Annotated in this window: 27 protein-coding genes; 15 read left to right on the forward strand and 12 right to left on the reverse strand. The window is 61.7% G+C overall.

Features of this window, described 5'->3' with window-relative positions:
* Nucleotides 1-285 precede the first annotated feature (285 nt).
* On the forward strand, nucleotides 286-729 hold the full coding sequence (locus C5P05_RS30890; protein WP_114973709.1) for a PRC-barrel domain-containing protein: 444 nt from the start codon (nucleotides 286-288) through the stop codon (nucleotides 727-729).
* Between the two features lie 242 nt (nucleotides 730-971).
* Here the strand turns inward: C5P05_RS30890 and C5P05_RS30895 are convergent, their stop codons facing one another.
* Nucleotides 972-2,048, reverse strand: coding sequence for a hypothetical protein (locus C5P05_RS30895; RefSeq protein ID WP_232834737.1), 1,077 nt, complete (start codon nucleotides 2,046-2,048; stop codon nucleotides 972-974).
* 45 nt (nucleotides 2,049-2,093) lie between these two features.
* On the opposite strand from C5P05_RS30895, the gene C5P05_RS30900 reads away from it, so the two are divergent.
* Nucleotides 2,094-2,774 carry a hypothetical protein gene (locus tag C5P05_RS30900; protein ID WP_114973711.1) on the forward strand — a complete coding sequence of 227 codons (681 nt, stop codon included), beginning with the start codon at nucleotides 2,094-2,096 and terminating at the stop codon, nucleotides 2,772-2,774.
* A complete protein-coding gene (locus tag C5P05_RS30905) occupies nucleotides 2,771-4,111 on the forward strand; it encodes a (Fe-S)-binding protein (RefSeq protein ID WP_114973712.1) in 1,341 nt (446 codons plus the stop codon). The genes C5P05_RS30900 and C5P05_RS30905 overlap by 4 nt, the downstream gene beginning before the upstream one ends.
* A 19-nt stretch (nucleotides 4,112-4,130) precedes the next feature.
* Here the strand turns inward: C5P05_RS30905 and C5P05_RS30910 are convergent, their stop codons facing one another.
* Nucleotides 4,131-4,898: an SDR family NAD(P)-dependent oxidoreductase gene (locus C5P05_RS30910; RefSeq protein WP_114973713.1), complete on the reverse strand. Its 768-nt coding sequence runs from the start codon at nucleotides 4,896-4,898 to the stop codon at nucleotides 4,131-4,133.
* Between the two features lie 105 nt (nucleotides 4,899-5,003).
* On the opposite strand from C5P05_RS30910, the gene C5P05_RS30915 reads away from it, so the two are divergent.
* Entirely contained in the window at nucleotides 5,004-5,915 is a 912-nt protein-coding gene (locus C5P05_RS30915; RefSeq protein ID WP_114973714.1) for a LysR family transcriptional regulator, read from the forward strand.
* A 9-nt stretch (nucleotides 5,916-5,924) separates the two neighbouring features.
* On the opposite strand, the gene C5P05_RS30920 is transcribed toward C5P05_RS30915, so the two are convergent.
* Genes C5P05_RS30920 through C5P05_RS30930 form a run of 3 tightly spaced genes read right to left on the reverse strand, consistent with a single transcriptional unit; the run spans nucleotide 5,925 to nucleotide 9,112 of the window.
* Nucleotides 5,925-7,127 (reverse strand): ferritin-like domain-containing protein, encoded by a 1,203-nt coding sequence (locus C5P05_RS30920; RefSeq protein ID WP_114973715.1) that lies wholly within the window; start codon nucleotides 7,125-7,127, stop codon nucleotides 5,925-5,927.
* Complete coding sequence (locus C5P05_RS30925; protein ID WP_232834738.1) at nucleotides 7,105-7,983, reverse strand: phosphate/phosphite/phosphonate ABC transporter substrate-binding protein; 879 nt, start codon at nucleotides 7,981-7,983, stop codon at nucleotides 7,105-7,107. Before C5P05_RS30925 ends, C5P05_RS30920 begins: the two co-directional genes overlap by 23 nt.
* Nucleotides 7,984-7,993: 10 nt before the next feature.
* A complete protein-coding gene (locus C5P05_RS30930) occupies nucleotides 7,994-9,112 on the reverse strand; it encodes an acyl-CoA dehydrogenase family protein (RefSeq protein WP_114973716.1) in 1,119 nt (372 codons plus the stop codon).
* A gap of 360 nt (nucleotides 9,113-9,472) precedes the next feature.
* Between C5P05_RS30930 and C5P05_RS30935 the strand changes: the two genes are divergently transcribed.
* The 7 genes from C5P05_RS30935 (at nucleotide 9,473) to C5P05_RS30965 (ending at nucleotide 14,234) form a co-directional block, all read left to right on the forward strand.
* On the forward strand, nucleotides 9,473-10,294 hold the full coding sequence (locus tag C5P05_RS30935) for a MipA/OmpV family protein (RefSeq protein WP_232834739.1): 822 nt from the start codon (nucleotides 9,473-9,475) through the stop codon (nucleotides 10,292-10,294).
* A 216-nt stretch (nucleotides 10,295-10,510) separates the two neighbouring features.
* Nucleotides 10,511-11,377, forward strand: coding sequence for an MBL fold metallo-hydrolase (locus C5P05_RS30940; protein WP_114973717.1), 867 nt, complete (start codon nucleotides 10,511-10,513; stop codon nucleotides 11,375-11,377).
* Between the two features lie 12 nt (nucleotides 11,378-11,389).
* On the forward strand, nucleotides 11,390-12,025 hold the full coding sequence (locus tag C5P05_RS30945; RefSeq protein WP_114973718.1) for a DsbA family protein: 636 nt from the start codon (nucleotides 11,390-11,392) through the stop codon (nucleotides 12,023-12,025).
* Nucleotides 12,026-12,101: 76 nt separating this feature from the next.
* The gene (locus C5P05_RS30950; protein ID WP_114973719.1) at nucleotides 12,102-12,338 is read left to right on the forward strand and encodes a hypothetical protein; all 237 of its coding nucleotides are present in this window, start codon (nucleotides 12,102-12,104) and stop codon (nucleotides 12,336-12,338) included.
* Between the two features lie 248 nt (nucleotides 12,339-12,586).
* Nucleotides 12,587-13,069: a peptide-methionine (R)-S-oxide reductase MsrB gene (msrB, locus tag C5P05_RS30955; protein WP_198674922.1), complete on the forward strand. Its 483-nt coding sequence runs from the start codon at nucleotides 12,587-12,589 to the stop codon at nucleotides 13,067-13,069.
* Nucleotides 13,066-13,737 carry a peptide-methionine (S)-S-oxide reductase MsrA gene (gene msrA / locus C5P05_RS30960; protein WP_232834740.1) on the forward strand — a complete coding sequence of 224 codons (672 nt, stop codon included), beginning with the start codon at nucleotides 13,066-13,068 and terminating at the stop codon, nucleotides 13,735-13,737. Before msrB ends, msrA begins: the two co-directional genes overlap by 4 nt.
* Nucleotides 13,738-13,856: 119 nt before the next feature.
* Nucleotides 13,857-14,234, forward strand: a complete 378-nt coding sequence (locus C5P05_RS30965; RefSeq protein ID WP_114973720.1) for a PilZ domain-containing protein — start codon at nucleotides 13,857-13,859, stop codon at nucleotides 14,232-14,234.
* Nucleotides 14,235-14,271: 37 nt separating this feature from the next.
* On the opposite strand, the gene C5P05_RS30970 is transcribed toward C5P05_RS30965, so the two are convergent.
* The 3 genes from C5P05_RS30970 to C5P05_RS33945 form a co-directional block, all read right to left on the reverse strand.
* A complete protein-coding gene (locus tag C5P05_RS30970; RefSeq protein ID WP_114973721.1) occupies nucleotides 14,272-15,372 on the reverse strand; it encodes a WD40/YVTN/BNR-like repeat-containing protein in 1,101 nt (366 codons plus the stop codon).
* 32 nt (nucleotides 15,373-15,404) lie between these two features.
* Complete coding sequence (locus C5P05_RS30975) at nucleotides 15,405-15,674, reverse strand: MoaD/ThiS family protein (RefSeq protein ID WP_198674923.1); 270 nt, start codon at nucleotides 15,672-15,674, stop codon at nucleotides 15,405-15,407.
* Between the two features lie 111 nt (nucleotides 15,675-15,785).
* Nucleotides 15,786-16,019 carry a hypothetical protein gene (locus C5P05_RS33945; RefSeq protein ID WP_157979496.1) on the reverse strand — a complete coding sequence of 78 codons (234 nt, stop codon included), beginning with the start codon at nucleotides 16,017-16,019 and terminating at the stop codon, nucleotides 15,786-15,788.
* A 187-nt stretch (nucleotides 16,020-16,206) separates the two neighbouring features.
* Here C5P05_RS33945 and C5P05_RS30980 point away from each other — a divergent pair, with 187 nt between their 5' ends.
* The gene (locus C5P05_RS30980) at nucleotides 16,207-17,013 is read left to right on the forward strand and encodes a DODA-type extradiol aromatic ring-opening family dioxygenase (protein WP_114973722.1); all 807 of its coding nucleotides are present in this window, start codon (nucleotides 16,207-16,209) and stop codon (nucleotides 17,011-17,013) included.
* Between the two features lie 10 nt (nucleotides 17,014-17,023).
* Here the strand turns inward: C5P05_RS30980 and C5P05_RS30985 are convergent, their stop codons facing one another.
* Entirely contained in the window at nucleotides 17,024-18,880 is a 1,857-nt protein-coding gene (locus tag C5P05_RS30985) for a M48 family metallopeptidase (RefSeq protein ID WP_114974171.1), read from the reverse strand.
* A gap of 128 nt (nucleotides 18,881-19,008) precedes the next feature.
* Here C5P05_RS30985 and C5P05_RS30990 point away from each other — a divergent pair, with 128 nt between their 5' ends.
* Complete coding sequence (locus C5P05_RS30990; RefSeq protein ID WP_114973723.1) at nucleotides 19,009-20,238, forward strand: glycerophosphodiester phosphodiesterase family protein; 1,230 nt, start codon at nucleotides 19,009-19,011, stop codon at nucleotides 20,236-20,238.
* 26 nt (nucleotides 20,239-20,264) lie between these two features.
* Here C5P05_RS30990 and C5P05_RS30995 read toward each other — a convergent pair whose 3' ends face one another.
* Nucleotides 20,265-21,167 (reverse strand): sulfurtransferase, encoded by a 903-nt coding sequence (locus C5P05_RS30995; RefSeq protein ID WP_232834741.1) that lies wholly within the window; start codon nucleotides 21,165-21,167, stop codon nucleotides 20,265-20,267.
* 330 nt (nucleotides 21,168-21,497) lie between these two features.
* Between C5P05_RS30995 and C5P05_RS31000 the strand changes: the two genes are divergently transcribed.
* Complete coding sequence (locus C5P05_RS31000) at nucleotides 21,498-21,908, forward strand: mechanosensitive ion channel family protein (protein WP_420130792.1); 411 nt, start codon at nucleotides 21,498-21,500, stop codon at nucleotides 21,906-21,908.
* Nucleotides 21,909-22,055: 147 nt separating this feature from the next.
* On the opposite strand, the gene panC is transcribed toward C5P05_RS31000, so the two are convergent.
* Complete coding sequence (gene panC / locus C5P05_RS31005) at nucleotides 22,056-22,892, reverse strand: pantoate--beta-alanine ligase (protein ID WP_114973724.1); 837 nt, start codon at nucleotides 22,890-22,892, stop codon at nucleotides 22,056-22,058.
* Nucleotides 22,893-22,952: 60 nt separating this feature from the next.
* The gene (panB, locus tag C5P05_RS31010) at nucleotides 22,953-23,834 is read right to left on the reverse strand and encodes a 3-methyl-2-oxobutanoate hydroxymethyltransferase (protein ID WP_114973725.1); all 882 of its coding nucleotides are present in this window, start codon (nucleotides 23,832-23,834) and stop codon (nucleotides 22,953-22,955) included.
* A 112-nt stretch (nucleotides 23,835-23,946) separates the two neighbouring features.
* Here panB and pabB point away from each other — a divergent pair, with 112 nt between their 5' ends.
* Nucleotides 23,947-25,677 carry an aminodeoxychorismate synthase component I gene (gene pabB / locus C5P05_RS31015; RefSeq protein ID WP_114973726.1) on the forward strand — a complete coding sequence of 577 codons (1,731 nt, stop codon included), beginning with the start codon at nucleotides 23,947-23,949 and terminating at the stop codon, nucleotides 25,675-25,677.
* The last annotated feature ends 8 nt before the right edge of the window (nucleotides 25,678-25,685 follow it).

Below are 25,685 nucleotides of genomic sequence, written 5' to 3' on the forward strand. Positions count from 1 at the left end.
GCGTTGCCCATCCTCAGTGAGGGTGTATCAGCACGCGCCGATGAATTTATTTGAGCACGTCCAATCGCCGCCGTCTGTGCCCCAGCGAACGGAGCGTGCACTGAACAATCTTTGTGAATAGCCAGGCCGTGCCCGACCTGAATGGATGAAACATTTCCTTACCCGGTTGCGTGGTTTGACGTACAGATCGCGGGGCGAAATTTCCCTAAAGTTGCCAGTGAGCATCGGCCCATGGGTACGGCGCTTAAGTCACTTATCGACACCGACTATTTATAGGAGATTGATATGAATTACGAAGAACGCGACACCTACGGTATGTACACGGTCAACGCCGCCGATGTTTCCGGATCCGATGTGCACAAAGGACCCGGCCCAGAACTGATGGGGGCCGACACGCTCATTGGCAATGACGTCTATAACCAGAATGATGATGATCTGGGCGACATCAAAGAAATCATGCTGGATATGCGCACCGGCCGGGTGAGCTATGCGGTGTTGTCCTTTGGCGGCTTCCTCGGTATGGGCGATAAGCTTTTCGCTGTGCCGTGGAGCGCGCTGACGCTTGACACCGTGAACAAGCGCTTCTTGCTGAACGTGGAGAAGGACCGTCTGGAGAGTGCCCCGGGATTTGACAAAGACCAGTGGCCCAACATGGCGGACCCCTCATGGGAAAAGGGCATCCATGACTACTACGGGACAAAACCGTACGCAGACGATCTGCCCGGTTAAGGCATTCGTCAGGGGGCAGAGGCCGAATCCCTCAATCGGGCGCCGGCCTTTGTGCGTTAACGAACCGACGAATGGCTTCAAAAATGACTAAATGCGGTCAAGCTGATTTGGCGATACGGGCCAAGGTTCAGGGCAGATTCCTGCCTAACTCAAGAGACAAAAAAACATGACATCAAACATCGCGAGCCGCAATTGGGACGATCTTTCCATAGCCGTCATGGCAAGGCTCAGATTTACGGCGCTTATTGCAGCGTCTGCTGGCGCAAATTCTCCGCCCGTTTCATCCCAAGATAGGCCGTCCTGTCCATCTCGTGTAATTGACGCGGATAGCGCTCAACCGCCGTAAACCAGCTCTGCAGTCGCTTCTCCAACTGGGCCGCTGGCGCTAGGCGGTCGGCCTCCAAAAAGGAATTGATCGCGAGGTAGTAACGCATGGTGTTGCGTTCCACCAGACCCCGCACGCCCTCAATATAGATGGGCTGGCCATTGGCTTGTCGGCCAACCACGGTGAATCCCACCTTGCCACGGCCGATCGTCCCAAGGTAGGTTTGCATGGCCACCTTGCTGATAAGGCTGACCGAATAGGAATAGGTGAGATGCAAAAACGTTTTGGCGTTCGGCAGTGCCACCGCCTCCAGCCGAATGCGGTAGTCGCTCGTGCCCAGTGGGCCGTCCTTGGCGCCGAGCACGATGTCAAAATAATCCGGAGTTGAGGCGCCGATGTCGTAATTGAATACGATGCGCGCCACATGGGCCAGGTCTTCGGGCGTCTTCTTGCCGATATTGACTCTCAGGGTGGTCGCCGACGGTCCCACCACCGCATGGCAATATTTGGTATTGATGTGCAGAATCATCACGTCACACCAGTGATCCGGGCTGCTCAGGCCAGCACGCACGGCGCCAAACGGAAATTCGACGATGGCGTAGATGTCGCCCGTCAAGCGCTCCGGGGTTTCAACAGAATCAAGAACCAGCGGTCGGCTGAATTGATTTTTTTGCAGTTGCTCGCCTAAGGATGCGTATTTCTCCCGCAGTGTCGCTGCTGCCTCCGGTGCTGCCCATGCCGCGCAGGCCATAGCCGCAGCCACCGCCAACAGCAGGCATCTCAAGCACGCCAACGACCTTGACCAGAATCTCTCGTGCATGGCTTCTCCGTCATGATGGTTCTCGTGTTTTGACAAGGCCCATGCGAATGAGTTCATCCTTATTTCATGGGGACCAAGCCGCAAGATAGCCTGACTTGGCAAGCGGGTCTGTGCGCCAACGAACACGGTCTGGCAACTGCCCATTGCTTGACTAACAGCAATTGAATGCCTCAAGATGCACCCTAGTATTCAAAGCTCATCTTTAAATAAGGTAGTCCCATGGATCTCCTCGACTGGGTGCGCGGTCCCTTGCTGATCGTGTCGATTGCTATCTTCGTCGTGGGCGTTTCGTGGCGCCTGTTTTCCTTGTGGCGCATGCCAGTCCTGCACGCGCCCGGTGCGCCGGCGCGACAAGCCTTCGGCCTGGGTGCCGCCTTCAACGCGGCCCTCACTCGCATGGTGCCGCGCGGGGGCTTTCACCCCAGCGCCACGCTGGTCACGGTCAATCCGTATGTATTCCATATCGGGCTGGCTGTCGTGTTTTTGGGCTACGCGCCGCATATTGCCTTCATCCGTCGCTTGAGCGGCCTGTCGTGGCCGGCGTTGCCCGACATGGTGATGTACCTCGCAGCCAGCGCCACCCTCATGTCGCTGCTGCTGGCCTTGATGTTTCGTTTGACTGACCCGGTGCTGAAGCGGATTTCGAAAGCAGACGACTGGATCACCTGGATCGTCACCTTCCTGCCCTTCATCACCGGTATGGCAGTGATCGGCGATTCATCTGCCACCATCCTGGCGCGCGACCATGCGATTTATCGGGGCCCGCTGGCCGTGCACCTGCTATCGCTGGAATTGCTGCTGGTATGGTTTCCGTTCGGCAAACTGATGCACGCCTTTTTGGTGCTGCCGGCCCGTATGCAGCTGGCCACCTTCTTCGGCCGTCGCGGGGTGCGTTCATGATTAATATGGACGTGTTTCACGGCTTCCTGGAAGCGATCCACCACCTGCCCGAGATGGCGCAGCCCGAGCCGCTCACCGACGCCGAACGGGTGGCGCGTGCCAAAACCGTCATGCGCGCCAAGACCGACCGTGGACTGGCGTTGGACCTTGAAGCCTGCGTGAACTGCGGCTATTGCTCGGAGGCCTGCCACTTTTACCAGAGCACGCAGGACCCCAAGTACAGCCCCAGCCGCAAGCTGGATTTGCTGCGCCGCGTGCATGCCCGCGAGACCTCGGCCTTCGCGCCTTTGAAGCGCCTGTTCACACCCGACATCACGGTGGACGACCTCAAGGAATGGCAGGAGCTGGTCTATGACTCGTGTACCGAATGCGGCCGCTGCAGCATGATCTGCCCGATGGGCATCAACACCGCACGCGGCGTCAACGTCATGCGGGAGGCGCTGTATGAAGCCGGCCTGGCGCCGCTCGAACTGATGGCGGTGGCGCAGGAGCAGGCGGGCCGTGGCACCGTATTCGGAGTCGGTCCGACCGAGCTCAAGAAGACCCTGGAGGCGCTGCGTGCCCAAGGCATCGTGATACCGCTGGATGAGCCAAAGGCCGATGTGATGCTGGTGACGACGGTGATCGACGTGCTGCTGTACCAGGACGCGCTCGCCGCCACCGCGCGCATCCTCAACCATCTGGGCGTGCGCTGGACCCTGCGCAGCGCCGGCTTCGAGGCGGCGAACTTCGGATTGCTGTCGGGCAGCGAGGCGCTGCAGAAAGCCGCCAGTCAACGCTTGATCGGCGAGGCGCTTGCGATTGGCGCCCAAACGGTGATCCTGCCCGAGTGCGGCCACGCCTACCCGGCGCTGCGCTGGGAGGGGCGACTCGCCGACGGGCAGCCGCTGCCATTTGAGGTGATGGCCGCCTCTGAATACGTGGGCCGCGAGATCAGCAGCGGGCGGCTCAGGCTGTTACCGGCACAAGCGCATGACGCCAGCCGCAAGATCACCTACCACGACGCCTGCAAGCTCGCGCGTCATGGTGGTGTGATGGACGAGCCGCGCGTCGCGCTCAAGGCGCTGGGCATGGACTTGATTGAGACCACGCCCACAGCCGAGCAGAACTGGTGCTGCGGTGGTGGCGCCGGCGTCTTCCTCATCAACCGCGCCGAAGGCTTGCGCCACAAGGCTTGGGCGATCAAGCGTGAGCAGATCGATGCCACTGGTGCTGACACAGTGGTGGTTTCTTGCGGCAGTTGCCGCCTGAACTTCATGGCCGGTGCCGAAGCCGATCAGTGGTCTACCAAAATCGAAAGCGTGGTCGAAATGGTGGCCCGGCAGTTGCCAATTTGAGCATGTGCTGTTCAGCGGCTCAGAGAAACATGCCGCCCGAGGCCTCGATGCGCTGGGCGTTGATCCAGCGGTTGTCGCTGGAAAGCAGCGAGGCAATTACGCCGCCAATGTCGTCCGGCACGCCCACGCGCCCTAGCGCCGTCTGCGACGCGATGAAGCTGTTGAGCTGCGCGTTGTCGCGCACCGCACCACCGCCAAAATCGGTTTCGATCGCGCCCGGCGCCACCACGTTGACTGCAATGCCGCGCGGGCCCAGTTCCTTGGCCATGTATTTGGTCAGCACCTCGATCGCGCCTTTCATCGACGCATAGGCCGCATAGCCGGGTAGCGCAAATCGCGCCAGACCGGTGGAGATGTTGACGATGCGTCCACCATCGGTCATGAGTGGCAGCAGTTTTTGCGTCAGGAAAAACACGCCCTTGAACTGGATGTTGACCAGCTCGTCGAACTGCGCTTCGGTGGTTTCCATCAGGCTGGCGTGGATGCCGATGCCCGCATTGTTGACCAGGTAGTTGAAGTCCTCGCGCTGCCAGTGCTGTGCCAGGGCCTGGCGCACGGTGTCAGCAAACGCGGCAAAGCTGCTGCTTTTGCCCACATCGAGCGGCAGTGCCACGGCGCGCCGGCCCAAGCGCTCGATCTCGGCCACCACGTCGGCGGCCTCGGCCTGCTTGCTGCGGTAGGTGAGGATGACATCGCTGCCATGGCGGGCAATGTGCAGTGCGGCGTTCTTGCCCAGGCCACGGCTGCCGCCGGTGACCAATGCGATGGGCGTGTTATGGGTGTTCATGGTGAGGTCCTTCTCAAATAGGTTGCAGATGGAAGGCAGTTTATTGGTCCGAATGCTTGAGATAAATAGGCGTTATTTGATTTATTTGTTCGCCATAATTGAACAATGAATCCCATCGAGCGCATGCACATCTTCACCCGCGTGGCGGAGCTGAGCAGCTTCACCCAGGCCGCCGAGGCCCTGAGCCTGCCCAAGGCCAGCGCCTCTACCGCCGTACAGCAACTGGAGACCCTGCTGGGCACACGGCTGCTGCACCGCACCACACGCCGGGTGCAGCTCACGCAAGACGGCCAGGCGTTTTACGAGCGCTGCAAAGATCTGCTGGCCGAGATGGACGAACTGCAAACCATGTTTCAGCAGCCGGGCGCGCAGGCGCTGCGCGGGCGCGTGCGCCTGGACATGTCCACCGGCGTGGCGCGCAACGCCGTCATTCCCTACCTGCCCGAACTGCTGCAGGCGAACCCGCTGCTGGAAGTGGAATTGAGCAGCACCGAACGCCGGGTGGATCTGATCCGTGAGGGCTTTGACTGTGTGCTGCGCGGCGGCGCTGTGAGTGACCCCGGCCTGATTGCCCGGCCGCTGGGGCATCTGCGCATGATCAACTGCGCCAGTCCGGCCTACCTGCAGGCGCGCGGCACACCCAGGACCCTGGCCGACCTGGCCAGCCACCAGTTGGTGCACTACGTCAGCACCCTGGGCGCCAAGTCAGGCGGCTTTGAGTATGTGGACGGGGAGAAGGATGGCAGCCTGCCCATGGCCGGCGCCGTGACCGTGAACAATGCCGAGGCCTACACCGCCGCCTGCCTGGCCGGACTGGGCATTATCCAGGTGCCGGCCATCGGTGTGCAAGACCTCATTGTCCAGGGCCGGCTGGTGCAAGTGCTGCCCGAATACGTCGCCCGGCCCATGCCGCTGACGCTGCTGTATGCGAACCGGCGCAACCTGTCCAAGCGCGTGCGGGCGGTGATGGACTGGCTGGCCGGTGTGCTGGCGGCGTATTTGGCGCAGCACGGCTAGCCAGCGCCCTTACATGAAATTGCGCGTGTGCAGGGCGGACAGCTGTAGTGCGGTTTCTTTGCCAAAGCCGAGTTTTTCCAGGCGTGCCTGTCGTCCATCGGACATGTCCAGCATCAGTTGTTGCACCCGGACATAACCGGCGGCAATTGCCGTGGGCGTGAACTCGCCCGCTGCCAGCAGGATCAAGGCATCAAACACTTCTTCGTTCAGTCCTGAGGTGCCTGCCAGGGCATCGTTGCGGGATTGCACCGCGTTTGCCAAACGGGTGCGGAACTGTGGCTCCTGATCCAGCCGCGACATCAAATGCATCATGCCGAACGCCACATGACGGGCTTCGTCCCGCGCTGCCAGCCGGGCCACCTGCCGGGTCACCGGGTCGGGCGCATGGGCGTGGAGGAAGTGCAGCAGGCTGACAAAAGTGCCTTCGCCCAGCACCGACAGCAAAAATTGAGCGATCGAAAAATCCGGCTCATCCAGCAGCGTTTTTAAAGAAGTTTGTCCGCCTGCGGTCGACAGCGCCGGCTCCCGGCCTTTCAGACGCACACGTCTTGTGAACACGTGGATGTGGCGCGCCTCATCGGCCACCTGAATCGCCAGCAAAGCTTGCACTTCGCGAAAATGCGGATGCAACTGGCCCAGAAAACGTGCCGGCACGATCAGGGCGGCCTCTTCGTTTTCGATCATGTAGGTCAGCACCTGCACTACCGCATCTTCCACGATGTCCGGCAGCTCAAACGGGGCGTCCCAGTCAATCACCGCGTCGGGATTCCACTGTGCCGCCACCGCCTGCGTGTAGAGATCGGCCGCGCTGTCGGACCAGACCTCCATTTTTTGATCGAGCCGGAAATGGATGGCGGGTGAACCGGCTTCCACCGTCGCACCGCGGGCCGCCAGGCCCCAGCAGGCCTGCGCCTGTGCGGCCACCGCGCCACTCTGTGCCGGGTCGGTATGGCCGGTGTGGAGGGCGCCGCGCCAGCGGCCGGCTGCGGCACTGCCGCGCGTGACCCGCGCCACCATCCGCCCGTCCTGCTCAGCCACGGTCACCTGATGGCCCTGGTTGCGGCACCAGGCCGACAACTGGGCTTCCCAGCCCGGGCAACGGCCAACCACGCTGATCTCCCCTCCGGGTGGCACGGCCAGCAAGCCGTGTTTGATCAGCAGATGGGCGCCTGCATCCAGCCCCAGGTTTTCAATATCGATAATCGGTGGCACGGATGTTTCCTTCAGCGTCGTAAAACTTTTCGTCGTCGGTCGCCCGAATCAGCAAGTCGTAACCGCTGGTGCGCCCCGGCAGCCAGGTCTTTAGTCCTTCGAGTTCCAGCAAGGGCCGCACCAGCGGGTCTTCCCAGCGCATGGCCAGCAGCAGTTCGGTGAAACGTGCGATCTTGTCGTCGGGGGCACCGGGGCTCACGGTGAAGTTGCAGTGGTCGTATTTGCCGGTGCGCGCCACGATCCGGGTCGCAGTGGCCGGCAAGATGCCTTCGCGCGAGAACGCCAGATGGTTGCCGTCAATCATCCAGGCGGCATCAATTTCCCCGGCCATCAAGGCCAGCGCCGCATCCCGTTCGCCGCCGATATGGTCACCATGTTTGCCGCCCAATACATCGAAACGCCGGGCCGTGTAATCAAGTCCGGCGAGCAAGCCGTTGTGGCGCAGATGGTCGAGCGGAATCAAGTGCGCTTGGGGCGAATCGATGGCCCCAAAACCGATCACTTTTCCCGCCAGGCTGGCCAACTCGCTACTCGCGCCAGCCGCAGATGCGCTGCGCACCACCAGCACCGAAGTGAGGTCGCAGTCGGTGTCGCGCATCGCCACGGCGCGGGCGATCTGGCCGCGGGCGCGGGCCATGCGATCGGCCCGGACCCAGGCCAGCGGCGAGTTCCAGGCCAGCGCGATGCTGCCGTCAAATTGCGCCTCTACCTGGCGTTCATAGTTGGAATAAAGAATGTAGTCAAACTCAAAATCATGGCGCCGGAAGTACTCCTTGAAGCCTTCCCAGATCGTCACGACCTTGGGCGCATATGCGACTGCGCCCATCATCAAGGGGGTTGTCATGGGTAGGGTCATGGCGTCCTCCTTAGCCAAACACCGGCATGCCACAAACGGCTTTGCCAATAAAGTCGAACAATACATCAGAAGTGGGGGCCATGATGGACGCGGCTCGTGCATCGCGGAAGTAGCGCTCCACCCCAACATCTTTGCGGAAAGCGGCACCGCCGCAGACCCGCATCGCCGTTTCGGTCACTTGCAGGGCTGCCTCGGCCGCCGCGGCCTTGACTTGCATCACACGCAGCATGGCATCTTCACGACCCGCCGCCAGTGCCGCAATCGTGTCGTCACGCAAAGTGCGCGCCATATCGGCCTGGATACGGGCACGGGCAATGTAGGCGCGGATGGTGGGCAGATCGGCCAGGGTCGTACCCAAGTGTTCCAGCTTGTTGCCACTGACATGAGCGCAAGACGCTTCGAGCGACGCGTCCATGATGCCGATGGAGCAGGAGGCGATCAGCGTCGCGAACACCGGCAGGACCGTGCCGATCATGATGTCGAAGCCGCCGCCATCGGTGCCCAGCATGGCAGAGGCGGGCAGGCGCAGCGACCTGGCTGTCAGCGGCGACGAGCGGTTGCCGCGCAGGCCCATGCCGTCGAAAAATTTGGGTTCGCTGATGCCGTCCAGTCGGCTATCGACCTGCCATAGGGTACTGGCACCGCTAGCGGCCATCGGACCGGTCGACCACACATAGGAATCAGCCTCGCCAGCCGAGGTCACCATGGTTTTGCTGCCATCCAGAAGAGTGTCGTCGCCGTCCCGGCGCGCGGTGCCGACCGGCGCCCAGAAGTGGCTGCGCGAACCGGTGTCGGACCAGGCCAGCGTGGTCAGGTGGCGGCCTTCGGCAATCGCCTTGCGGGTCGTGTCGTTGCCGAATTTTTCCAGCACCGTGGTGCCGCAATAGTGCATGGTCACCACCATGGCGGTGGAGGGGCACGCTTTGGCAATGCGTTCCACCACCCCGGCTGCTTCGGCCAAGCCCCGCCCCAAACCGCCGACAGCCGTGGCACTGACCAGCCCCAACAGCCCCGCCTCGCCCAGCGCCGCTATGGCGGCGCGCGGAAACACGCTGTCACGGTCGGTGGTTTGCGCCGCAGGTGCAATCGTGTCATTCACGATGTCAGTTAGTTTTTGCAGATAAGTCATCACAGCCCTTTGAAAAAAACAAGAAGGCGCTGCCCGGTGGCACGGAAAAAACAGACAGGCGTGGGGCGTCCGGACGAATCATGTCCGGTTATGAACTGCGCACCTCTGAATGTCTGCTGACCTGCCCGTTGGCAGCGCTTTGAACGGTACATTCCGCTATGTTTGGTCTTCCCGCCAGCCCCACGTAGGCCGTCTGACCCAATTCATTGCCCGGCTAGGCGTGGAAGTTGGCGTTACGGCGTGCCAGTTGGAAGCAAACACAACAGCGGGTGCAGCTTAACAGAGCGCAAACTTCCCTTAGACTGCGCCATGCTCCTCATGCCGGCCTTGCCGGGTCTTTGGCGCAACACAGGAATTTCCATGAAAACTTCCATTCTTATAGGTGCTTGTTTTTTGGCAGCCACGCTGACCGCGCAGGCGCAGGACCGTGGCCTGCCTCTATGGGAAATCGGCGCGGTGGGTGGTGTCGTGTCCATGCCCGCCTACCCCGCGTCCACCGAGCGCTCGTCACGCGCCTTGATCTTGCCATTTCTTATCTACCGGGGGGAGATACTGCGCGCAGAGCGAAGCAGCATCAGTGCGCGCGTACTGCGTTCGGATAACTATGAATTCGATATCGGGTTCGCCGCATCCTTGCCTGCCAATTCCAGTGACATCGCGGTGCGCCGCGGCATGCCCGACCTGGGCACACTGATTGAATTTGGTCCGCGTTTGAAGATGACCCTGGCGCGGCTAGCGCCGGGCAGCCGGGTTCGGTTGGAGCTGCCCGTGCGAGCGGTGCTGGAACTCAATGATGGCGTGCGCGCCCAAGGCGTGTCGTTCGAGCCCGAGCTGGTGTATGAAATCCGTGATTTCAGCGCGGGTTGGAGCTTGTCCGCGAACGGCAGTCTGGTCTGGGGCGACCGCCGGTTGAACAACTATTTCTACGGCGTCGCGCCGCAATTCGCCACTACCGAACGGCCGGCTTACGAGGCGCAGGCCGGACTAATTTCGACCCGTTTCGGTTTAAGCACGTTCAAAGACATCACGCCCGACGTGCGCGTGTATGGCTTTGTCCGTTACGAACGTTATGACGGCGCCGCCAACCGCGACAGTCCGCTTTTCCTCCAGTCCAGCGGTAGCAGCGCCGGTATTGGCTTGACATGGACGCTGGGCCGATCGGAGCGGCGCGCGGCGGATTAGTTGTACTTTGTCCGAGTGGCGCTGAGTCAGCGGTCATCCCCTGCAGGTATGTGCTGAACTCGTCGAGCCCGATCAAGCGGTCAAACGGTACCTTATTTGCTCTATTTAAGAAACAGTAATGCGCAGGTTATGGGGTTTGTCTGATCGGCAATTGAAACTAAAGTTCATCCCAGCGCTGCCGAGCGCTCTATTCAACAACCCATCAGGAGCTTCCCCATGATCCGCACCACCGTTATCGCCGCCTCACTGGCCATTGCCTTCACCAGCGCCCAAGCGGCCCAGCCACTGAGCGTCAAGGTGTACAACGCCGAAGGCAACAGCTTCAATGTCAACTCCACGCTGGTCTACGGCGAGAAGGAGGCCATGGTGATCGACGCCGGCTTCACCCGCGCCGACGCGCTGCGCATTGCCGCCAACGTGCTCGACAGCGGCAAGCAGTTGAAGACCATCTACGTGAGCCAGGCCGACCCCGACTACTACTTTGGCGTGGAAACCCTGAAGGAGCTGTTCCCCCAAGCGGAGGTGGTGACCACCCCCGCCGTGCTGGAAAAAATCAACGCCAAGCTCAGCGCCAAGCTGGCCTTCTGGGGTCCGAAAATGGGCGCCAACGCACCGCGCGTACCCGTGCTGCCCAAGGCCATCAGTGGCAATAGCCTGACGGTGGACGGCCAGACGGTGGAGATCCGCGGCACGCAAGGCCTGCTGGCGCATCGCCCCTATGCCTGGATTCCGTCCCTCAAAGCCATCGTGGGCAATATTGGCGTGTTCGGCAACATGCATGTGTGGACCGCCGATTCCCAGACCACAGCCGATCGCGCCGCCTGGGTGGCGCAGTTGGACGAGATGTTGGCCCTGAAGCCCGAGTTGGTTGTGCCCGGCCACATGAAGGCCGGCACCAAGGTAGACGCCAGCGCCATTGCCTTCACCAAGGACTACTTGCAGACTTTCGAGAAGAATCTGCCCGCCAGCAAGAACAGCGCCGAGCTGATCACCGCCATGAAGCAAGCTTATCCTCAAGTGACCGATGGTGCCTTGTCGCTGGACATCGGCGCCAAGGTCAACAAAGGCGAAATGAAGTGGTAAGGAGATAGCACCATGGGCACCACCGTTACTTATCTGTTCGATCCCTTGTGCGGCTGGTGCTATGGCGCTTCGCCCGTGATCCAAAAGCTGGGGCAACAAAGCGCCTTCACGCTGGAGCTGGCCCCTACGGGCCTATTTTCCGGCGGCGGGCGCATCATGGACGCGGCCTTTGCAGACTATGCGTGGTCGAATGACGTGCGCATTGAAAAGCTCACGGGCCAGCGTTTCACCGAGGACTACCGCAAGAACGTGCTGGGTCGCCACGGCAACCGCTTTGACTCGGCTACCGCCACGCTGGCCCTCACCGCCGTGTCTATGACCGAACCGCAACGCGAGCTGGAAACGCTCAAGATTTTACAGGATGCCCGCTATGTGCATGGTCTGGACACCTGCAATGTGGCCGTGGTGGAAAAGTTGCTGCGCGACCTGGGCTTGGTTGCTGTTGCCGACAGCCTGGCGGCCGCCGACGCAGAGCTATTGGCCGCCAACGCTGCACGCATTGAGAAGGCGCAAGGCCTGATGCAGACCTTCGGCGCGCAAGGCGTACCGGCGATGGTGATCACTGACGTAAAAGGCAGTCGGCTATTGCGTGGCAATGCACTTTACGGTAGCTTTGACAGCTTGCTAAGCCAAATTACTGCAGCCTGAACATCGCTGTGGAAGGTGTCGAACACGGGTGTGAGCCTGAATGGTTTCAGGCTCACACCATCCAAAGGAGCTTTCGATGATCAATCTTCGTCACGTCCTGGTTCATATGCGCTCGGGGCGCTGGACCGAGGCGCACAACCTCGTGCAGAGCGATGACTCGCTGCCGGGCGCCTGGCTGCACGGCATCCTGCACATCCAGGAGGGCGATCTGGAAGATGCCGAGTACTGGTACGGCAAGGCTCACCGGAAATTTCGCAGCCGCGGCACCTTGGATGAAGAGCTGGAACGCTTCGAGGCGGAGTTGCCGAAATAAAGACGGCCAAGCATTGCTGGCAGTGACTGATTTCAAAAAACCTATCGGGTCAGCATTGAACACCTCTACATTGAAAGACATTCGGAATCCGGCAAGATCGTCAAATTCGAGCAGTTTACGGACACGCTATTGGTCGCGAATGCGATGAAATTATTTTGCAAATGCTTGTCCGTATTTAGTCCAGGCTTGAAAGATTTTGCGCTCTACTCCGACTAAACAGGTATCAACCACTACCGGAGAGATTCACCATGATCCGACGCCAACTCCTGGCCTTATTCGGCGCCATGGGCCTGGCCCGCCAAGCCATTGCGGGCCCGGGCGCCAGTGACGGCTCGCGCATTGAAGCGCTGCGCCTGAGCGATGCCGAATGGAAAAAACGTTTGACGGCTGCGCAATACGATGTGCTGCGACACGAGGGTACCGAGCGCGCCTACTCAAGCCCGCTGAACGATGAAAAGCGCAAGGGCGCTTACCATTGCGCGGGCTGCGATCTGCCGCTATTTTCATCCGACATGAAATACGACAGTGGTACCGGCTGGCCCAGTTTCTTCAGCTTTTTACCCGGGGCTGTGGAAACCCAAACCGATTTCAAGCTGATATTGCCGCGCACCGAATACCACTGCGCACGCTGCGGTGGGCACCAGGGCCATGTCTTCAACGACGGCCCGGCGCCCACGGGCAAGCGTTACTGCAACAATGGCGTTGCACTCAAATTTGCAGGTGCTGTATGAATACTCAAAATAGCGTTACCAGTTTTTTGCACGCAGCTGGCACGGCCGCCTTGCTGAGTCTGGCCATGCTCAGCAGTGCGCACGTCATTGCCCAGGGCAGTACAACCGGGGCGGCGCCGGTGGCCGCCCCTGCGGTCACCGCCAAGGCGGTCTTCGCGGGGGGCTGTTTCTGGTGCGTGGAGTCGGACTTTGATAAGATCCCGGGTGTCATCTCCACCACCTCAGGCTACACCGGTGGCCAGACGGTCAAACCCAGCTACGAGCAGGTCTCAAGCCACACCACCGGCCACGCCGAAGCGGTGGAGGTGGTGTTTGACCCGGCCAGAGTCAGCTACCAGCGACTGGTGGAATACTTTTGGCACACCATTGATCCGACGGTCAAGGACCGGCAGTTTTGTGACATTGGCTCGCCGTACCGCACGGCCATTTTTGCCCAGGATGCCGAGCAACTGAAGACTGCCCAAGCCTCGCGCGCCGCCCTGGAAAAATCCAAACCCTTCAAGGAGCCCATCGTCACCGAAATCGTGCTGGCCAACGCCTTTTACCCGGCCGAGGAGTATCACCAAAACTACTACAAGAAGAACCCGATTCGCTACAAGTATTACCGCAGCAGTTGCGGCCGCGATGCGCGCCTGAAGCAATTGTGGGGCGAGCAGGCGGGGCATTGAACCGGAGCGACCGGCCGTCGTGCCGGGTCGCGGGTCTTGCACTGTGGGCCAAAGCCCCGTAACCTTGCCCTGACAACACGCCGCACGACTCTGTGCGCTCGTTGTTCAGGGAGTTCATCATGAAAGCAAAATTGATCAAAGGTCTTCGTCATTTTTCCCGCATACCGTTTGATGCCGAGGTGCTGTTGCACCTGCATGACCGGACGATCAGCGTGCGTCTGGTCGACATCGCGTTTAAGGGGGCCCTGGTGCAGACCGAACTCCAGCAGGCGCTTGTGCTGCACGAAAAATGCCGCTTGGTGCTGCCCCTGACCGATGGCGGGGACGGGGTTGTGATGACGGGAAAAATCGTTCACCTCGAAGACCAGCATGTTGGCATGGAATGCCAGGACATCGATGTAACCAGCCTGACCCGGCTGCGCCGGCTCATCGAATTGAACACCGGCGACGCCGAGCTGATGAACCGGGAACTCGCGCATTTGTTTGCAGGACGCTGACCGGCGCGCGTTTGACCGGCCTCAATCAAGAGCCTCTTCAGTCGGCAAAGCGCACGCTCGCCACCGGTGGCAGATCGTGTGACAGGCACTGCCATGCCAAGCCGGCATCGCTACTGAGCCACAAACCGCCGGTGGTCGACGCCAGTGCCAGGGTTTGCCCGTCACGGGTGACGTCGAGCCCGTGGCGATAGACCAAATGGTAGGCATGGCGCTGGGGCAAACCGTCCGAATACACCTGGAAAGATGCGCCTCCATCGTCGGTGCGCGTGACGACCATCCGGCCATCGACCGGAATGCGGCAGGCATCCGCCTGGGCCGGCACAAACCAGGCGCGTAGCGGATTGTGGGGATCGACGGCGACGGCAAAACCAAAGCCTGACGGGGCAGGCGCCGCAATGGCCTGCCATTGCTTGCCGCCATCGGTGGAGCGGTAAATGCCGCAGTGGTGCTGCACCCACAACACGTCGGGTTGGGCGGCGCACTGCACCAGACAGTGCGGGTCCTGCGTGTTGCCGTCATCGGCATTCTCGGGCGGCAGGTAGTCGGCCTTCATGCCGCTGGCCGTCAGCGCCCAGGATTCGCCGCCATCTCGCGTCTGCCACACACCGCCACAGGAGACCGCCAGTGTCACATGGCGCGGATCACGCGGATCGACCACGATGGAATGAATGCCGGCATGGTCATAGCCACCCCCGAACCACGCCTTGCGCCGGGGTTCTTCCCACAGCGGCTGGTTGAGGGCCCAGCTGGCGCCGCCGTCTTCGGACTTGAATAATCCGGCAGGCAGGCAACCCGCCCACAGCGTGCCGGGCTCTCGGACAGCCCCTGCCGCCAGCGACCAGATCAGGTCCACGCTCCAGGGCGTGGGGTCATCGGCCCAGGGACCCTCAGTTGGCTTGGTCGGGAAGGCAGGCGCCGCAATTTCCTTCCAGCTCAGACCCTGGTCGTCGCTCTTGTGCAGCTTGATGCCGAAATGGCCCAGGCGCAGCGCGGCATACCAGCTGCCGTCGCGCTGGTCGGCCAGCACCTGCGTGACCGGTTCACCGGCAAAATGATGCGACGCGATGGCCCAACCCGCGCCATCGCCCTGAACGACAAACAAACCCTTGCGGGTGGCAACCAGCAATGTCGGCATGATGAACTCCTCTCATCAAAAAAATGGAACGGATGTCAACCACCGGTCAGCGCCTGGACGACCAACACCCGGTCGCCCGCGCCCAGTCGCTGATTCAGCTTGATGCGCTCTGGCACCATTTGCCCGTTGACAAACACCGCCACATGTTTGCGCACGGCGCGCTGGTCGTCAAATACATAGTGTGCCAATTCGGGCGCTGCGCGCAGCGCACTTTCCAGCACCTCGCGCAAAGTGCCCGGCGCGACCGATTGGGGTGCGCAGTCGACATGGCGGCGCAGGCTGGCGGCAAATTCAACGGTGACCATGGGTATCAAGCTCGGCAGGTGTTGACGCGGTGCAACTCGTATCGCCGCAACTCTACGCTTTTCGCCCCAGGATTACCAGACCGTTACAGGTGCTGTGGCGGTCCGGCGTTATCAGCGCGGCGTCATCGTGCTCGAGTCGACCACAGCGCTGTCGACCCGAAGATTGCCGGTCCATTGGCACGCAAACCGGTTGCAGCGATAGCGATGAACGGGCACAAACAGGCTCCAGAAATGATCGATGGGTCGGCGCGGCGTCCGGATCAGATTCCCCCCGCACAGCGCGCAATGGTGACTGCTGGCGCTGACGTAATCTACGGGTTCTGCACTGTGGTCTGGGCGTTTCATGTCAGAGTCCTTTCCATCATTTCGACAAATCAACTGAGCCCTATTTAGTCAGTTTCGAAACCGCCAGTCGGTTCGCCAGCGCACGGTCAAGGCAAGCCGTCGCAGTGGCTGTCACGCTCGCCGCACCCGGATGCCGGTAAGCTCTATAAACTTGGTTCCATCATGACACTTTTCAAGGAGAACCGCCATGGCGCCAAGCCTGCCCACCTATTTCATTTCCCACGGCGGCGGCCCGTGGCCCTACATGGACGAGCTGCGCCAGAGGATGCGCGTGTTGGAGTCGTCGCTGCAAGACATGCCGCGCCAGCTGGGCACAACGCCCAAAGCCCTGCTGGTCATCTCGGGTCATTGGGAAGAAGCGGGGTTCAGCGTCATGTCCAGCGCCCGGCCGCCCATGGTGTATGACTACTCAGGCTTCCCCGCGCACACCTATGAAGTGGTCTATCCCGCACCCGGTTCGCCCGAACTGGCAAGCCGCATTCAGACCCTCATCACCGCAGCCGGCTTGCCGGCCAAGCTGGACAGCCAGCGCGGTTTCGACCACGGCACCTTTGCGCCCCTGGTGGTGATGTACCCGCAGGCCAATGTGCCCGTGGTCCAGGTCTCCATGAAGGCCGGTCTTGACCCGGCCGAGCACCTGGCACTCGGGCGCGCGCTGGCACCTTTGCGCCAGGAGGGCGTGTTGATCATCGGCAGTGGCCTGAGTTACCACAACCTGCGCATGTTTGGTCCCCAGGCCAAAGCACCGTCGCAGGCTTTTGACAGCTGGCTGCAAGACACGTTGCTGGCCTGTACCCCGGCTGAACGTGAGGCACGCTTGCTCGATTGGGCGGCCGCGCCTGCCGCCAGGCTGGCCCACCCACGCGAAGACCACCTCATTCCCTTGATGGTGGCCGTCGGTGCGGCGTCCGCAGAACCCGCCAGCTGCGTGTACCACGAGGAAGATGTATTCGGCGGTGTGGTGGCGTCGAGCTTCCGGTTTGGCGCGGCGTAAAGCCGCAGATCTATTTCCGGTCGTAGAGGGGCTCAAACGCATGGCGCTCGATGTCAGCCAGTGTCGGCGAATGGCCAGCCCACAATACCAGCACCGGTCCCGGCAGGTCGAGCGCACGCTCAAGGTTGCGGCACTGGTCGAAACGCTCCTCATCATCCAGCCCTGGCAGCTCTACAAACAACACATAGCAGCGCCGGTAGGCAAACTCGCGCAGGTTTTTGCGCACCAGCCAGGCGCGCACCACCGGTTTGCAGCGCGCCATGGCGGACTGGAACTCCCCCGCCTCAAAATCATTCAGGTCGTGACGCGTAATGGATTGGAAGCATGGCGTATCCGACAACTCTTCCCAGGCACGGCTTTCCGCTTCTTCAGCCTGTCTGAGCCGAGAGCGCCACAGCTTGAGCGCCTTGTCATCCAGGCTGCCGTCGGCGGAGGGTTTTTCCAGGTTACCCACGGCCATGCGGCAAGCCCACCATCGGTTAGCCACGCTGTGCTCGAACAACTGGCCCAGGCAATCCAGGCGCAGAAGGTGCTCGGTAGCCACCAGGCACTGCACCAAGCCGCGCAAGCCAGCGGCATGGCCCGGCGTGATCTGAAGGGCGCGCTCATAGCAGGCGCGCACCTCGGCGCTTGAATCCAGCCGTTTCTTCAGGTCGCCCAGTTCGGCCATTTCATCGGCATTGTTGCGCTGAGCGCTGGCCGCCAGCATGTCCACTCGGGCGCGTACCCGGCTTAGGTAGGCATGGTGCTGCTTCCAGTCCGAGGCATTGTCCCGGCACCATTGTTTGTCGAAGTGCGCAAACCATTTGGCACCGTTGGCGCCCAGCAGATCCAACGCGGGTTGGGTGGACCAGGCCGGCAGACTTTTGTGAACGTCCAGCGCTTCCAGTCGGTCACGCAGAACCGGATGGGTGTCATCCACACCACTGAATTGCGCCAGGGTTTGTCGCAAGGTCTCGCGGGCGAAATCGCCGGGCAGCGGCAGGGCCAGCAGCTTGCGCATGGCGGTGTACGGTCCCACGGGTTGCGCGCTGGACGAAGCCGCACGCCAGTGAAGGGGCCAAAACTCGCGGGCGATCCATGCGCCTTTGATGGCGATCTCGGTGAGCGCCGCCCCGGCCACGTCTCGACCCAGAAGCTTGCCCGCGATGCGATCGGCCTCAAACTCGTCTTGTCGCGCCAAGGCAAAGGTCTTGGCCAGAAACCGCGGAAAATACCAACGCAAAAAGGCCTGCGTGACCGCCGCCATCGGGCCTTCGTCATGACGCATGCCGTGCTCCAGCTTGGTCCAGCTCAGGCGGGTCCGGTAGATCCACGCCGCGAACTGACCATGGTTGCCGCGCAGGTGACCGTACTCATGGGCCATCACTGCCAGAAAGCGGGGCCGGTCAATGGCCAGCAACAAGGGCAGGCCAATCGTCAGGTAGTTGACCGCACCGCCGAACAGGCCATAGCGTGGGAGCTGGGTGATGCTGGCGTTGAAGTTGGCGTCGAGCTGTACATGGTGAATAGGCGGCCCCTTGATCTTCTTGCGGATGCGTTCCAGCGCCTCGAACAGCGCGGGCGCATCGGCCCGCGACAAGGCCACGCCAGGCGGCGCATCGAATCGGCACCATAGCGCACGCAAGCTGGTCCAGAGCAGACCTGCCGCCGCCACCACCAGTCCGATGTAGGCCACTTTGAAATGGCCCCGCGTCATGGTGCCAACGGTCCAAAACAAAATGACGGCTGCCAACACAAAACAGGCGATGACCCAAAGATAACCAAGCGCAGCAAAGGCCGCCACGCTGCGGCGGTAGGCGCGGCTGTCATCGGCGCTTGCATGCTCGCTCAGCCGGACCAAATGAATGAAATCTGCTCGTTCCACGGATGCTCCCATTTAATTGAGGGCTATGTTAGCCATGAAAAGCCGGCAAATAAACGCGGGCATTCACGGCTTTGTCACCCAGGGTTCATAACATCGGCACTTTCTAACCCCACTACAGGGACTTATCCATGCGCATTCGTTTTCCCAAACTGGCCGTCGCGGCATCGCTGTTGGTGTGCAGCATTTCTGCGCTGGCGCAAAGCCCGCAGGCCATCACCAACATCCAGCTCGGGCCACGCCCCTTCTTTTTGGTGACCGAGATGGCTGACGGCCCGCTGAAAGCCAAGCTGCAAAGCTGCGCCAACGGGCCCTTCAGGAAAACGGAATTCTCCATTGGCCACCGCGGCGCGGCAATGATGTTTCCCGAGCACACCAAAGAGTCGTATGAGGCGGCCGCCCGCATGGGGGCCGGCATCGTGGAGTGCGACGTGACTTTCACCAAAGACAAAGAGCTGGTCTGCCGCCACGCGCAGAACGACCTGCACACCACCACCAACATTCTGGCCACGCCTCTGGCCGCCAGATGCACCAAGCCGTTCACCCCGTTTGACGCGGCGAAGAACACTCCTGCTGCCGCCGAATGCCGCACCAGCGACATCACGCTGGCCGAGTTCAAAACCCTGCGCGGCAAGATGGACGCATCCAACCCCAAGGCCAAAACGGTGGAAGAGTTCATGGCTGGCACGGCCAGCTGGCGTACTGACCTGTACAGCGGACTCACCAGTGGCACCTTGATGACGCACCAGGAGAGCATTGCCTTGTTCCAAAAGCTCGGTGTCAAGATGACCCCGGAGCTCAAGTCGGCCAGCGTGAGCATGCCTTTTGAGGGCTTCAGTCAGGAAAACTATGCACAAAAAATGATTGATGCCTACAAGGTGGCCGGCGTGCCCGCGACCCAGGTGTTTGCCCAGTCGTTCAACAAAAATGACGTTCTGTATTGGCTGAAAAACGAACCAGCCTTCGGCAAGCAAGCCGTGTACCTGGACGATGCCGACAAGATTGGCGATCTGCCCGGCCTGGAAGAACTCAAGAGCTACAAGAAGGACGGCATCCAGATCGTCGCCCCGCCGCTGTTTGCGCTGCTGGACCTCAAGGACGGAAAAATCGTGGCCTCCGCCTATGCCAACAACGCCAAACAGGCGGGCCTGGGCATCATCACCTGGAGTCTGGAGCGCGCTGGCATGTTGGCCGGTGGCAAGGGCGGCTGGTATTACCAGACCGTTAATCCGGCGCTCCAACATGAGGGCGACATGATGCAGGTGCTGGATGTCTTGACGCGCGAGGTCGGCATCATGGGCATATTTTCCGACTGGCCCGCCACCGTCACTTACTACGCCAACTGCATAGGTTTGAAGTAGATTTGTGGATTCGCCGAGCGATACCGTTATTGCCGGATCGTTTCGCTGAAGACCGGCTCTGCATGGCTCCACTCAAACCAGCCGCCGTCGTACACACTGATCCGCTCCCAGCCCATCAGCCAGGCATAGAAGAAAGCCAGCGATGCGCGCCAGCCCGTGCCGCAATAAAACGCGGTTTGCAGGCCCGGGTGTAGGCCTTGGTCGCGCCAGAACTGGCAGATATCGCTGGCCGGTCTCATGCTGCCATCCGACCCATGAAATGCACTCATGTTGTTCATATCCGTGCCAGTGCCGGCACGACCCCAGCGTGCGCCGGGAATGTCGCCCCGGGCCTGGATGTAGCTATAGCCGGAGGTCTTGCCGGTGAATTCATCCCAGGTCCGGATACTGGCCAACGCGCCATCGGACTGCCATAAAAGCGCTTTCGCCTGACGCATGTTGATCAGGTAGTGCGGACGGCCCGGAAAGGTCGCGCCAAAGCGGGTGGCGGCTGCGTAGCGCTGCGGCGCGCCTGTCGCGCACGGCAGGCCGGCGCGCAACCAGGCGTGGACGCCGCCATCCAGCAAACGCACGTCCGTGACGCCGGCATACAACATCAGATGGGCGGCCCGCGCCGCAGCGGTCATGTTGCGGCCATACAGAATAACCGTGGTGTCGTGGCGGATGCCCAGGCCCAGCAGCACTTGCAGCAAGGCGGCGTCTGCGACCTTGTTCCAGAACGGCCCTTCTTCCAGACGAGCGGTGTCCAGGTAGGCGGCACCGGGTATGTGACACTGCAAAAACGCATCAAGCGCACCACAATCCACCTCCAGCAAGCACCAATGACTGGCCGGCGCGGCGCGCACCGCGACGCCGGCCATGAGGCGGTCAAGCCAGCTCGGCGTGATGAGCTGTTGCCAGCGTGGGAAATCGTCGCGAAATACCGGCACGGTGTTTACGTTTTGTAGTAGCTAAAAAGTGAAGCGATGCCAGGTCGCCGGCGAGCTGTCGATTTTAGGCGCCGGTCACCATCGGGCCTGCGCAGCACCCACTGCCTTGTCCGGGTTCTGCCCGCCATTTCAGCGATTGATCAAACGCAAGGTCAACTCGTTTGAGTTGGTTCAAATCGGCGAGGGCGAGTCGTTCCAGATCCGGCGAGGGTGAGTATTGTTCAAATTTTTTTTGTTGGAAGCAAGCCATGGACACTGGCAAAATCGCCACCTGGATCGATCAGGCACAACCCATTTTGGTGGCTTTTGGCCTCAAGGCCTTGGGCGCGATTGCTGTTTTTTGTCATCGGCCGCTGTTTGATCCACATGGTGGCGGGTGCCGGCGTGGAGCTGGGTTTGTTTGGCACCACGTTGACCACCCCTGACAACGTCAAGACCATCGTTGGCAACGGCAAGGTCATGGGGAGCGACATCAAGAACTTCTCGGCCAATCCCTACCGGCGTGTGGAACTGGTCGCACAACTGGCCGGTAGCGCCGACGCGCACCAAGCCATGGCCCTGTTGAAGGAGTCGGTGTCCAAGGTCGCCAATATTGCCAAAACACCGGTGGTGGACGTGGAGATTCTGGAGTTCAACGAGTTCGGCCCCAAACTGGCCGTGCGCCCCTATTGCCATACAGAGCACTACTGGCAGGTGTATTTCGACACCAACAAGATAACTGGATTGTGCGTAATTTTATAAGTGTTTTGGAACATACGAAATACCTGAAAGGCTCAACATAATGTCCACGCACCCTGGGTGGCCATAGAACACATGGTTGGGCAACCGTGTTGTATGGCACCGGATGCGGTTTTTCACACATCTGAAAATTCAAATGGATGAATCGGCTCAAACTTCGAAATTGTCGATCAGCCGCGTCGCGCCGATTTTCGCCGCGCCCAGCACCACCAGCGCCTCGCCCAATAAATCACTCGGCGTCGGGGCTTGCAAATCACTGCGTCGTCGCACCACCAGGTAGTTCGGTTGCCAGCCGCGTGCGGTCAGGGACTTCATCGCTTGCGCTTCCAGCACCGCGATGTCGGTGGCGCCAGCTTTCAACACCGCAGCCAAGCCTTTGAGCGCCATCGACAACTGCACCGCCTCAGCGCGTTCGCTCTCGCTGAGGTAGCCATTGCGCGAGGACAGCGCTAGCCCGTTGGGGGCGCGTGTGGTTTCTCCGCCCACGATCTCGATCGGCAGGGCGAATTGCTGCACCATGCGCCGGACGATCATCAGTTGCTGGTAGTCCTTTTTGCCGAACACGGCCACGCGCGGCTGCACGCAGGCAAACAGCTTCATCACGACCGTGCAGACGCCGACAAAAAAACCGGGGCGAAAGAAGCCCTCCAGGATGTCGGCCAACTCAGTGGGCGGATGCACCTTGAAGGTTTGCGGCTCGGGGTAGAGCTCTTGCTCGTTGGGGGCAAACAGCACGTCGCAGCCGGCCGCCTGCAGCTTGGCGCAATCGGAGTCCCAGGTGCGCGGGTAGGTGTCAAAGTCCTCGTGTGGCAAAAATTGCAGACGGTTGACAAAGATGCTGGCCACGGTGACGTCGCCCAGCGGCTTGGCCTGAGCGATCAGGGCCAGATGGCCCTCGTGCAGATTGCCCATGGTGGGCACGAAGGCGGGGTGCTTGAACTGCGTCAGGTGCGCGCGCAGCTCGGTGATGGTGTGAACGATTTTCATAGTGCTTTGCGGGACAGGCCGTGGCGAAGCGCAGCGCTGTCCTCAACTGATTAAAGGGGGTTACCAGGCGTGCTGGGTGTTGTCGGGGAATGAGCCGTCTTTGACAGCGGTGACATAGGCTTGCATGGCCTCGCGGATGCCGGGCGCACCGGTCATGAAGTTGCGCACAAATTTGGGCATCTTGCCCAGGTTCACCCCCAGCATGTCATGCAGCACCAGCACCTGCCCGGCGGTGTCCTTGCCCGCACCAATACCAATGGTCGGGCAGTGCGCCAGTTCCAGCGTTAGTTCTGCCGCCAGCGCAGCGGGCACCATCTCCAGCACCAGCAGCGTGGCACCGGCGTGCTGCAATTCATGCGCCTGGCCCTTCAGCAGGGCGGCTGATTCGGCGGTCTTGCCTTGCACCCGGTAGCCGCCCAGGGCGTGCACGGTTTGCGGTGTCAGGCCCAGATGAGCGCACACGGGGATGCCGCGTTCGACCAGAAAACGCACGGTGTCAGCGGTCCAGCCACCGCCCTCCAGCTTGACCATGTGGGCGCCGGCTTGCATCAGCGCGGCGGCGCTGCGCAGCGCCTGTTCCTTGGATTCATGGTAGGCGCCAAATGGCAGGTCGCCAATCAGCCAGGCTGTGGCTTGCGAGCGGCGCAGGCCGCGTGCCACGCTTTCGACGTGGTAGCACATGGTTTCCAGTGTCACGCCGACGGTGCTGCTCAGGCCCTGGCACACCATGCCCAGTGAATCGCCCACCAGAATGCAGTCCACGCCGGCCGCGTCAGCCACGGCCGCAAAGGTGGCGTCGTAGGCGGTGAGCATGGTGATTTTCTCGCCACGCGCGTGCATCTCCAGCAGACGGGGCAGGCTGATCGGTTTGCGCAGCGCGGGGGCGGAGGTGGGGGGCAGGGTGCCGTAAGGCGAAGCGGGATTGGGGGTTGGAGTCGTCATGGCCGTGGTCGAGGGACAAGTCATTGGGTGCCGCGAGTCTAGTCGATCCGGCTATGCTTGGCATCCATGATATTTCTCTCTGACAAGCCACATAATTCCATGCGCGATTCCCATGCAAACGCTGATTGATTTTGCCCGCACCGGCGCCGCAGGAGGCAACGCGCCCGTGCGCTGTGCCTTTGGCGCCCCAAGCCAGACGCTGGTGGCGCATACCCCGGCGCAGGTTCGGCCGTTGCTGGACGCGGTGCAGGCGCTGGCGCGACAGGGCCGCTGGTGCGTGGGCTATTTGCGCTACGAGGCTGGTGCGGCCTTTGATTCGGCGCTGGCGGTACATGAGGCCGACGGCCCGCTCGCCTGGTTTGGCGTGCACGACACCCCGCAGCCCTGGCCCGAGGGTGAGGCGGGCGGGATAGCGACAGCGCAGTGGCACGAGAGCCTGACGCGGACGGCATTTGACCAGGGCATGGCGGAAATTCACCGGGCCGTTGCTGACGGCGAGCTCTACCAGCTCAACTACACGGCGCCCTTGCATGGCGTGATGCAGGGCGCCCCGTGCGACCTGTTCATGGCGTTGCGGCGGGCGCAGCCGGGTGGTTATGCCGCGTACATCGACACCGGCGACGAGCAGGTGCTGTCGGTGTCGCCCGAGCTGTTTTTTGACTGGGACGGCGAACGCATCCTGGCGCGCCCGATGAAGGGCACGGCGCCGCGCGGTGCCACGCCCGAGGATGACGCGGCGCTGGCGGCCCAGCTGCGCGCTTCGGCCAAGGAGCGGGCCGAGAACGTGATGATCGTGGACCTGATTCGCAACGATCTGTCGCGCGTGGGGCAGCCGTTTTCGGTGCGGGTGCCGCATCTGTTCCGGCTGGAGGCGCTGCCGAGTGTGTGGCAGATGACCTCGGACGTCGAGGCGCGCACCCGGGCCGGCACGACGCTGGCCGATGTGTTTGCGGCGCTTTTTCCTTGCGGTTCGATCACTGGTGCGCCCAAGGTGCGCGCCATGCAGATGATCAAAAGCCTGGAGCCCGATCCGCGCGGCGTTTATTGCGGCGCGGTGGGCGTGGTCCGGCCTGGCGGCGCGGCCACTTTCAATGTGGCGATCCGCACCGTCACGGTCAAGGGTGGCGCGGTTCGCTGTGGTATTGGCAGCGGCATCACGGCCGATGCCACGGCGGACGGCGAGTGGCAGGAGTGGCGCCACAAGCGCGCTTTTCTGGAGCGCGCCAGCCAGCCGTTTGAGTTGCTGGAGACGCTGGCCCTGCAAGACGGCGTATTGCGCAATGCGCCGGATCATCTGGCGCGCCTGGCTCGTGCCGCCGTGCATTTTGGCTATCCGTTGGATGTGGCGCGGGTCGAAGTTAGTTTGCAACAACTGGCCGACGCGCATCGCCAGGGTCTGTGGCGCGTACGCCTGTTGTTGAATGCGCGCGGCCAAGCGCAGGTTGAGGCCCATGCGATGGAGGCTTCACCGGCCCTCGTCCAACTGGCATTGGCATCGACGGCCTTTGAGGAAGCGGGAAGCGAGTTCGTACGTTTCAAGACCACGCGGCGTGCGCATTACGACGCCTTCGCGCCCCGCGTGCCTGGCGCATTTGACACCCTGCTGTGGAACCGGCAGGGCGAACTGACCGAGTGCACGCGCGGCAACGTGGCGGTGCAACTCGACGGGCGTTGGGTGACGCCACCCTTGCGTTGTGGGCTGCTGGACGGCATCGGCCGTGCCCGCTTTTTGCGTGAGGGGCGGCTGGTGGAGGCGGTGGTGCGGGTGGAAGATCTGCCGTGCGCCACGGGTCTGGCCTTTGTCAACAGCCTGCGCGGCTGGATCGACGCCGTGCTGGTCTGAGCGCCGCC

It is taken from the genome of Rhodoferax ferrireducens (assembly GCF_003347515.1).
GTDB lineage: Bacteria > Pseudomonadota > Gammaproteobacteria > Burkholderiales > Burkholderiaceae_C > Rhodoferax.

Bases quoted from the DNA above. Each gene is read 5' to 3' on its own strand.
- panC (WP_114973724.1), bottom strand. From the start codon at position 22,892: ATGAAAATCGTTCACACCATCACCGAGCTGCGCGCGCACCTGACGCAG.
- C5P05_RS30915 (WP_114973714.1), top strand. From the start codon at position 5,004: ATGAATCCCATCGAGCGCATGCACATCTTCACCCGCGTGGCGGAGCTG.
- C5P05_RS30980 (WP_114973722.1), top strand. From the start codon at position 16,207: ATGGCGCCAAGCCTGCCCACCTATTTCATTTCCCACGGCGGCGGCCCG.
- C5P05_RS30940 (WP_114973717.1), top strand. From the start codon at position 10,511: ATGATCCGCACCACCGTTATCGCCGCCTCACTGGCCATTGCCTTCACC.
- pabB (WP_114973726.1), top strand. From the start codon at position 23,947: ATGCAAACGCTGATTGATTTTGCCCGCACCGGCGCCGCAGGAGGCAAC.
- C5P05_RS30890 (WP_114973709.1), top strand. From the start codon at position 286: ATGAATTACGAAGAACGCGACACCTACGGTATGTACACGGTCAACGCC.
- C5P05_RS30910 (WP_114973713.1), bottom strand. From the start codon at position 4,898: ATGAACACCCATAACACGCCCATCGCATTGGTCACCGGCGGCAGCCGT.
- msrA (WP_232834740.1), top strand. From the start codon at position 13,066: ATGAATACTCAAAATAGCGTTACCAGTTTTTTGCACGCAGCTGGCACG.
- C5P05_RS30930 (WP_114973716.1), bottom strand. From the start codon at position 9,112: ATGACTTATCTGCAAAAACTAACTGACATCGTGAATGACACGATTGCA.
- C5P05_RS30990 (WP_114973723.1), top strand. From the start codon at position 19,009: ATGCGCATTCGTTTTCCCAAACTGGCCGTCGCGGCATCGCTGTTGGTG.
- C5P05_RS30965 (WP_114973720.1), top strand. From the start codon at position 13,857: ATGAAAGCAAAATTGATCAAAGGTCTTCGTCATTTTTCCCGCATACCG.
- panB (WP_114973725.1), bottom strand. From the start codon at position 23,834: ATGACGACTCCAACCCCCAATCCCGCTTCGCCTTACGGCACCCTGCCC.
- C5P05_RS30975 (WP_198674923.1), bottom strand. From the start codon at position 15,674: ATGGTCACCGTTGAATTTGCCGCCAGCCTGCGCCGCCATGTCGACTGC.
- C5P05_RS30935 (WP_232834739.1), top strand. From the start codon at position 9,473: ATGAAAACTTCCATTCTTATAGGTGCTTGTTTTTTGGCAGCCACGCTG.
- C5P05_RS30925 (WP_232834738.1), bottom strand. From the start codon at position 7,983: ATGACCCTACCCATGACAACCCCCTTGATGATGGGCGCAGTCGCATAT.
- C5P05_RS30905 (WP_114973712.1), top strand. From the start codon at position 2,771: ATGATTAATATGGACGTGTTTCACGGCTTCCTGGAAGCGATCCACCAC.
- C5P05_RS30900 (WP_114973711.1), top strand. From the start codon at position 2,094: ATGGATCTCCTCGACTGGGTGCGCGGTCCCTTGCTGATCGTGTCGATT.
- C5P05_RS30945 (WP_114973718.1), top strand. From the start codon at position 11,390: ATGGGCACCACCGTTACTTATCTGTTCGATCCCTTGTGCGGCTGGTGC.
- C5P05_RS30950 (WP_114973719.1), top strand. From the start codon at position 12,102: ATGATCAATCTTCGTCACGTCCTGGTTCATATGCGCTCGGGGCGCTGG.
- msrB (WP_198674922.1), top strand. From the start codon at position 12,587: ATGATCCGACGCCAACTCCTGGCCTTATTCGGCGCCATGGGCCTGGCC.
- C5P05_RS33945 (WP_157979496.1), bottom strand. From the start codon at position 16,019: ATGAAACGCCCAGACCACAGTGCAGAACCCGTAGATTACGTCAGCGCC.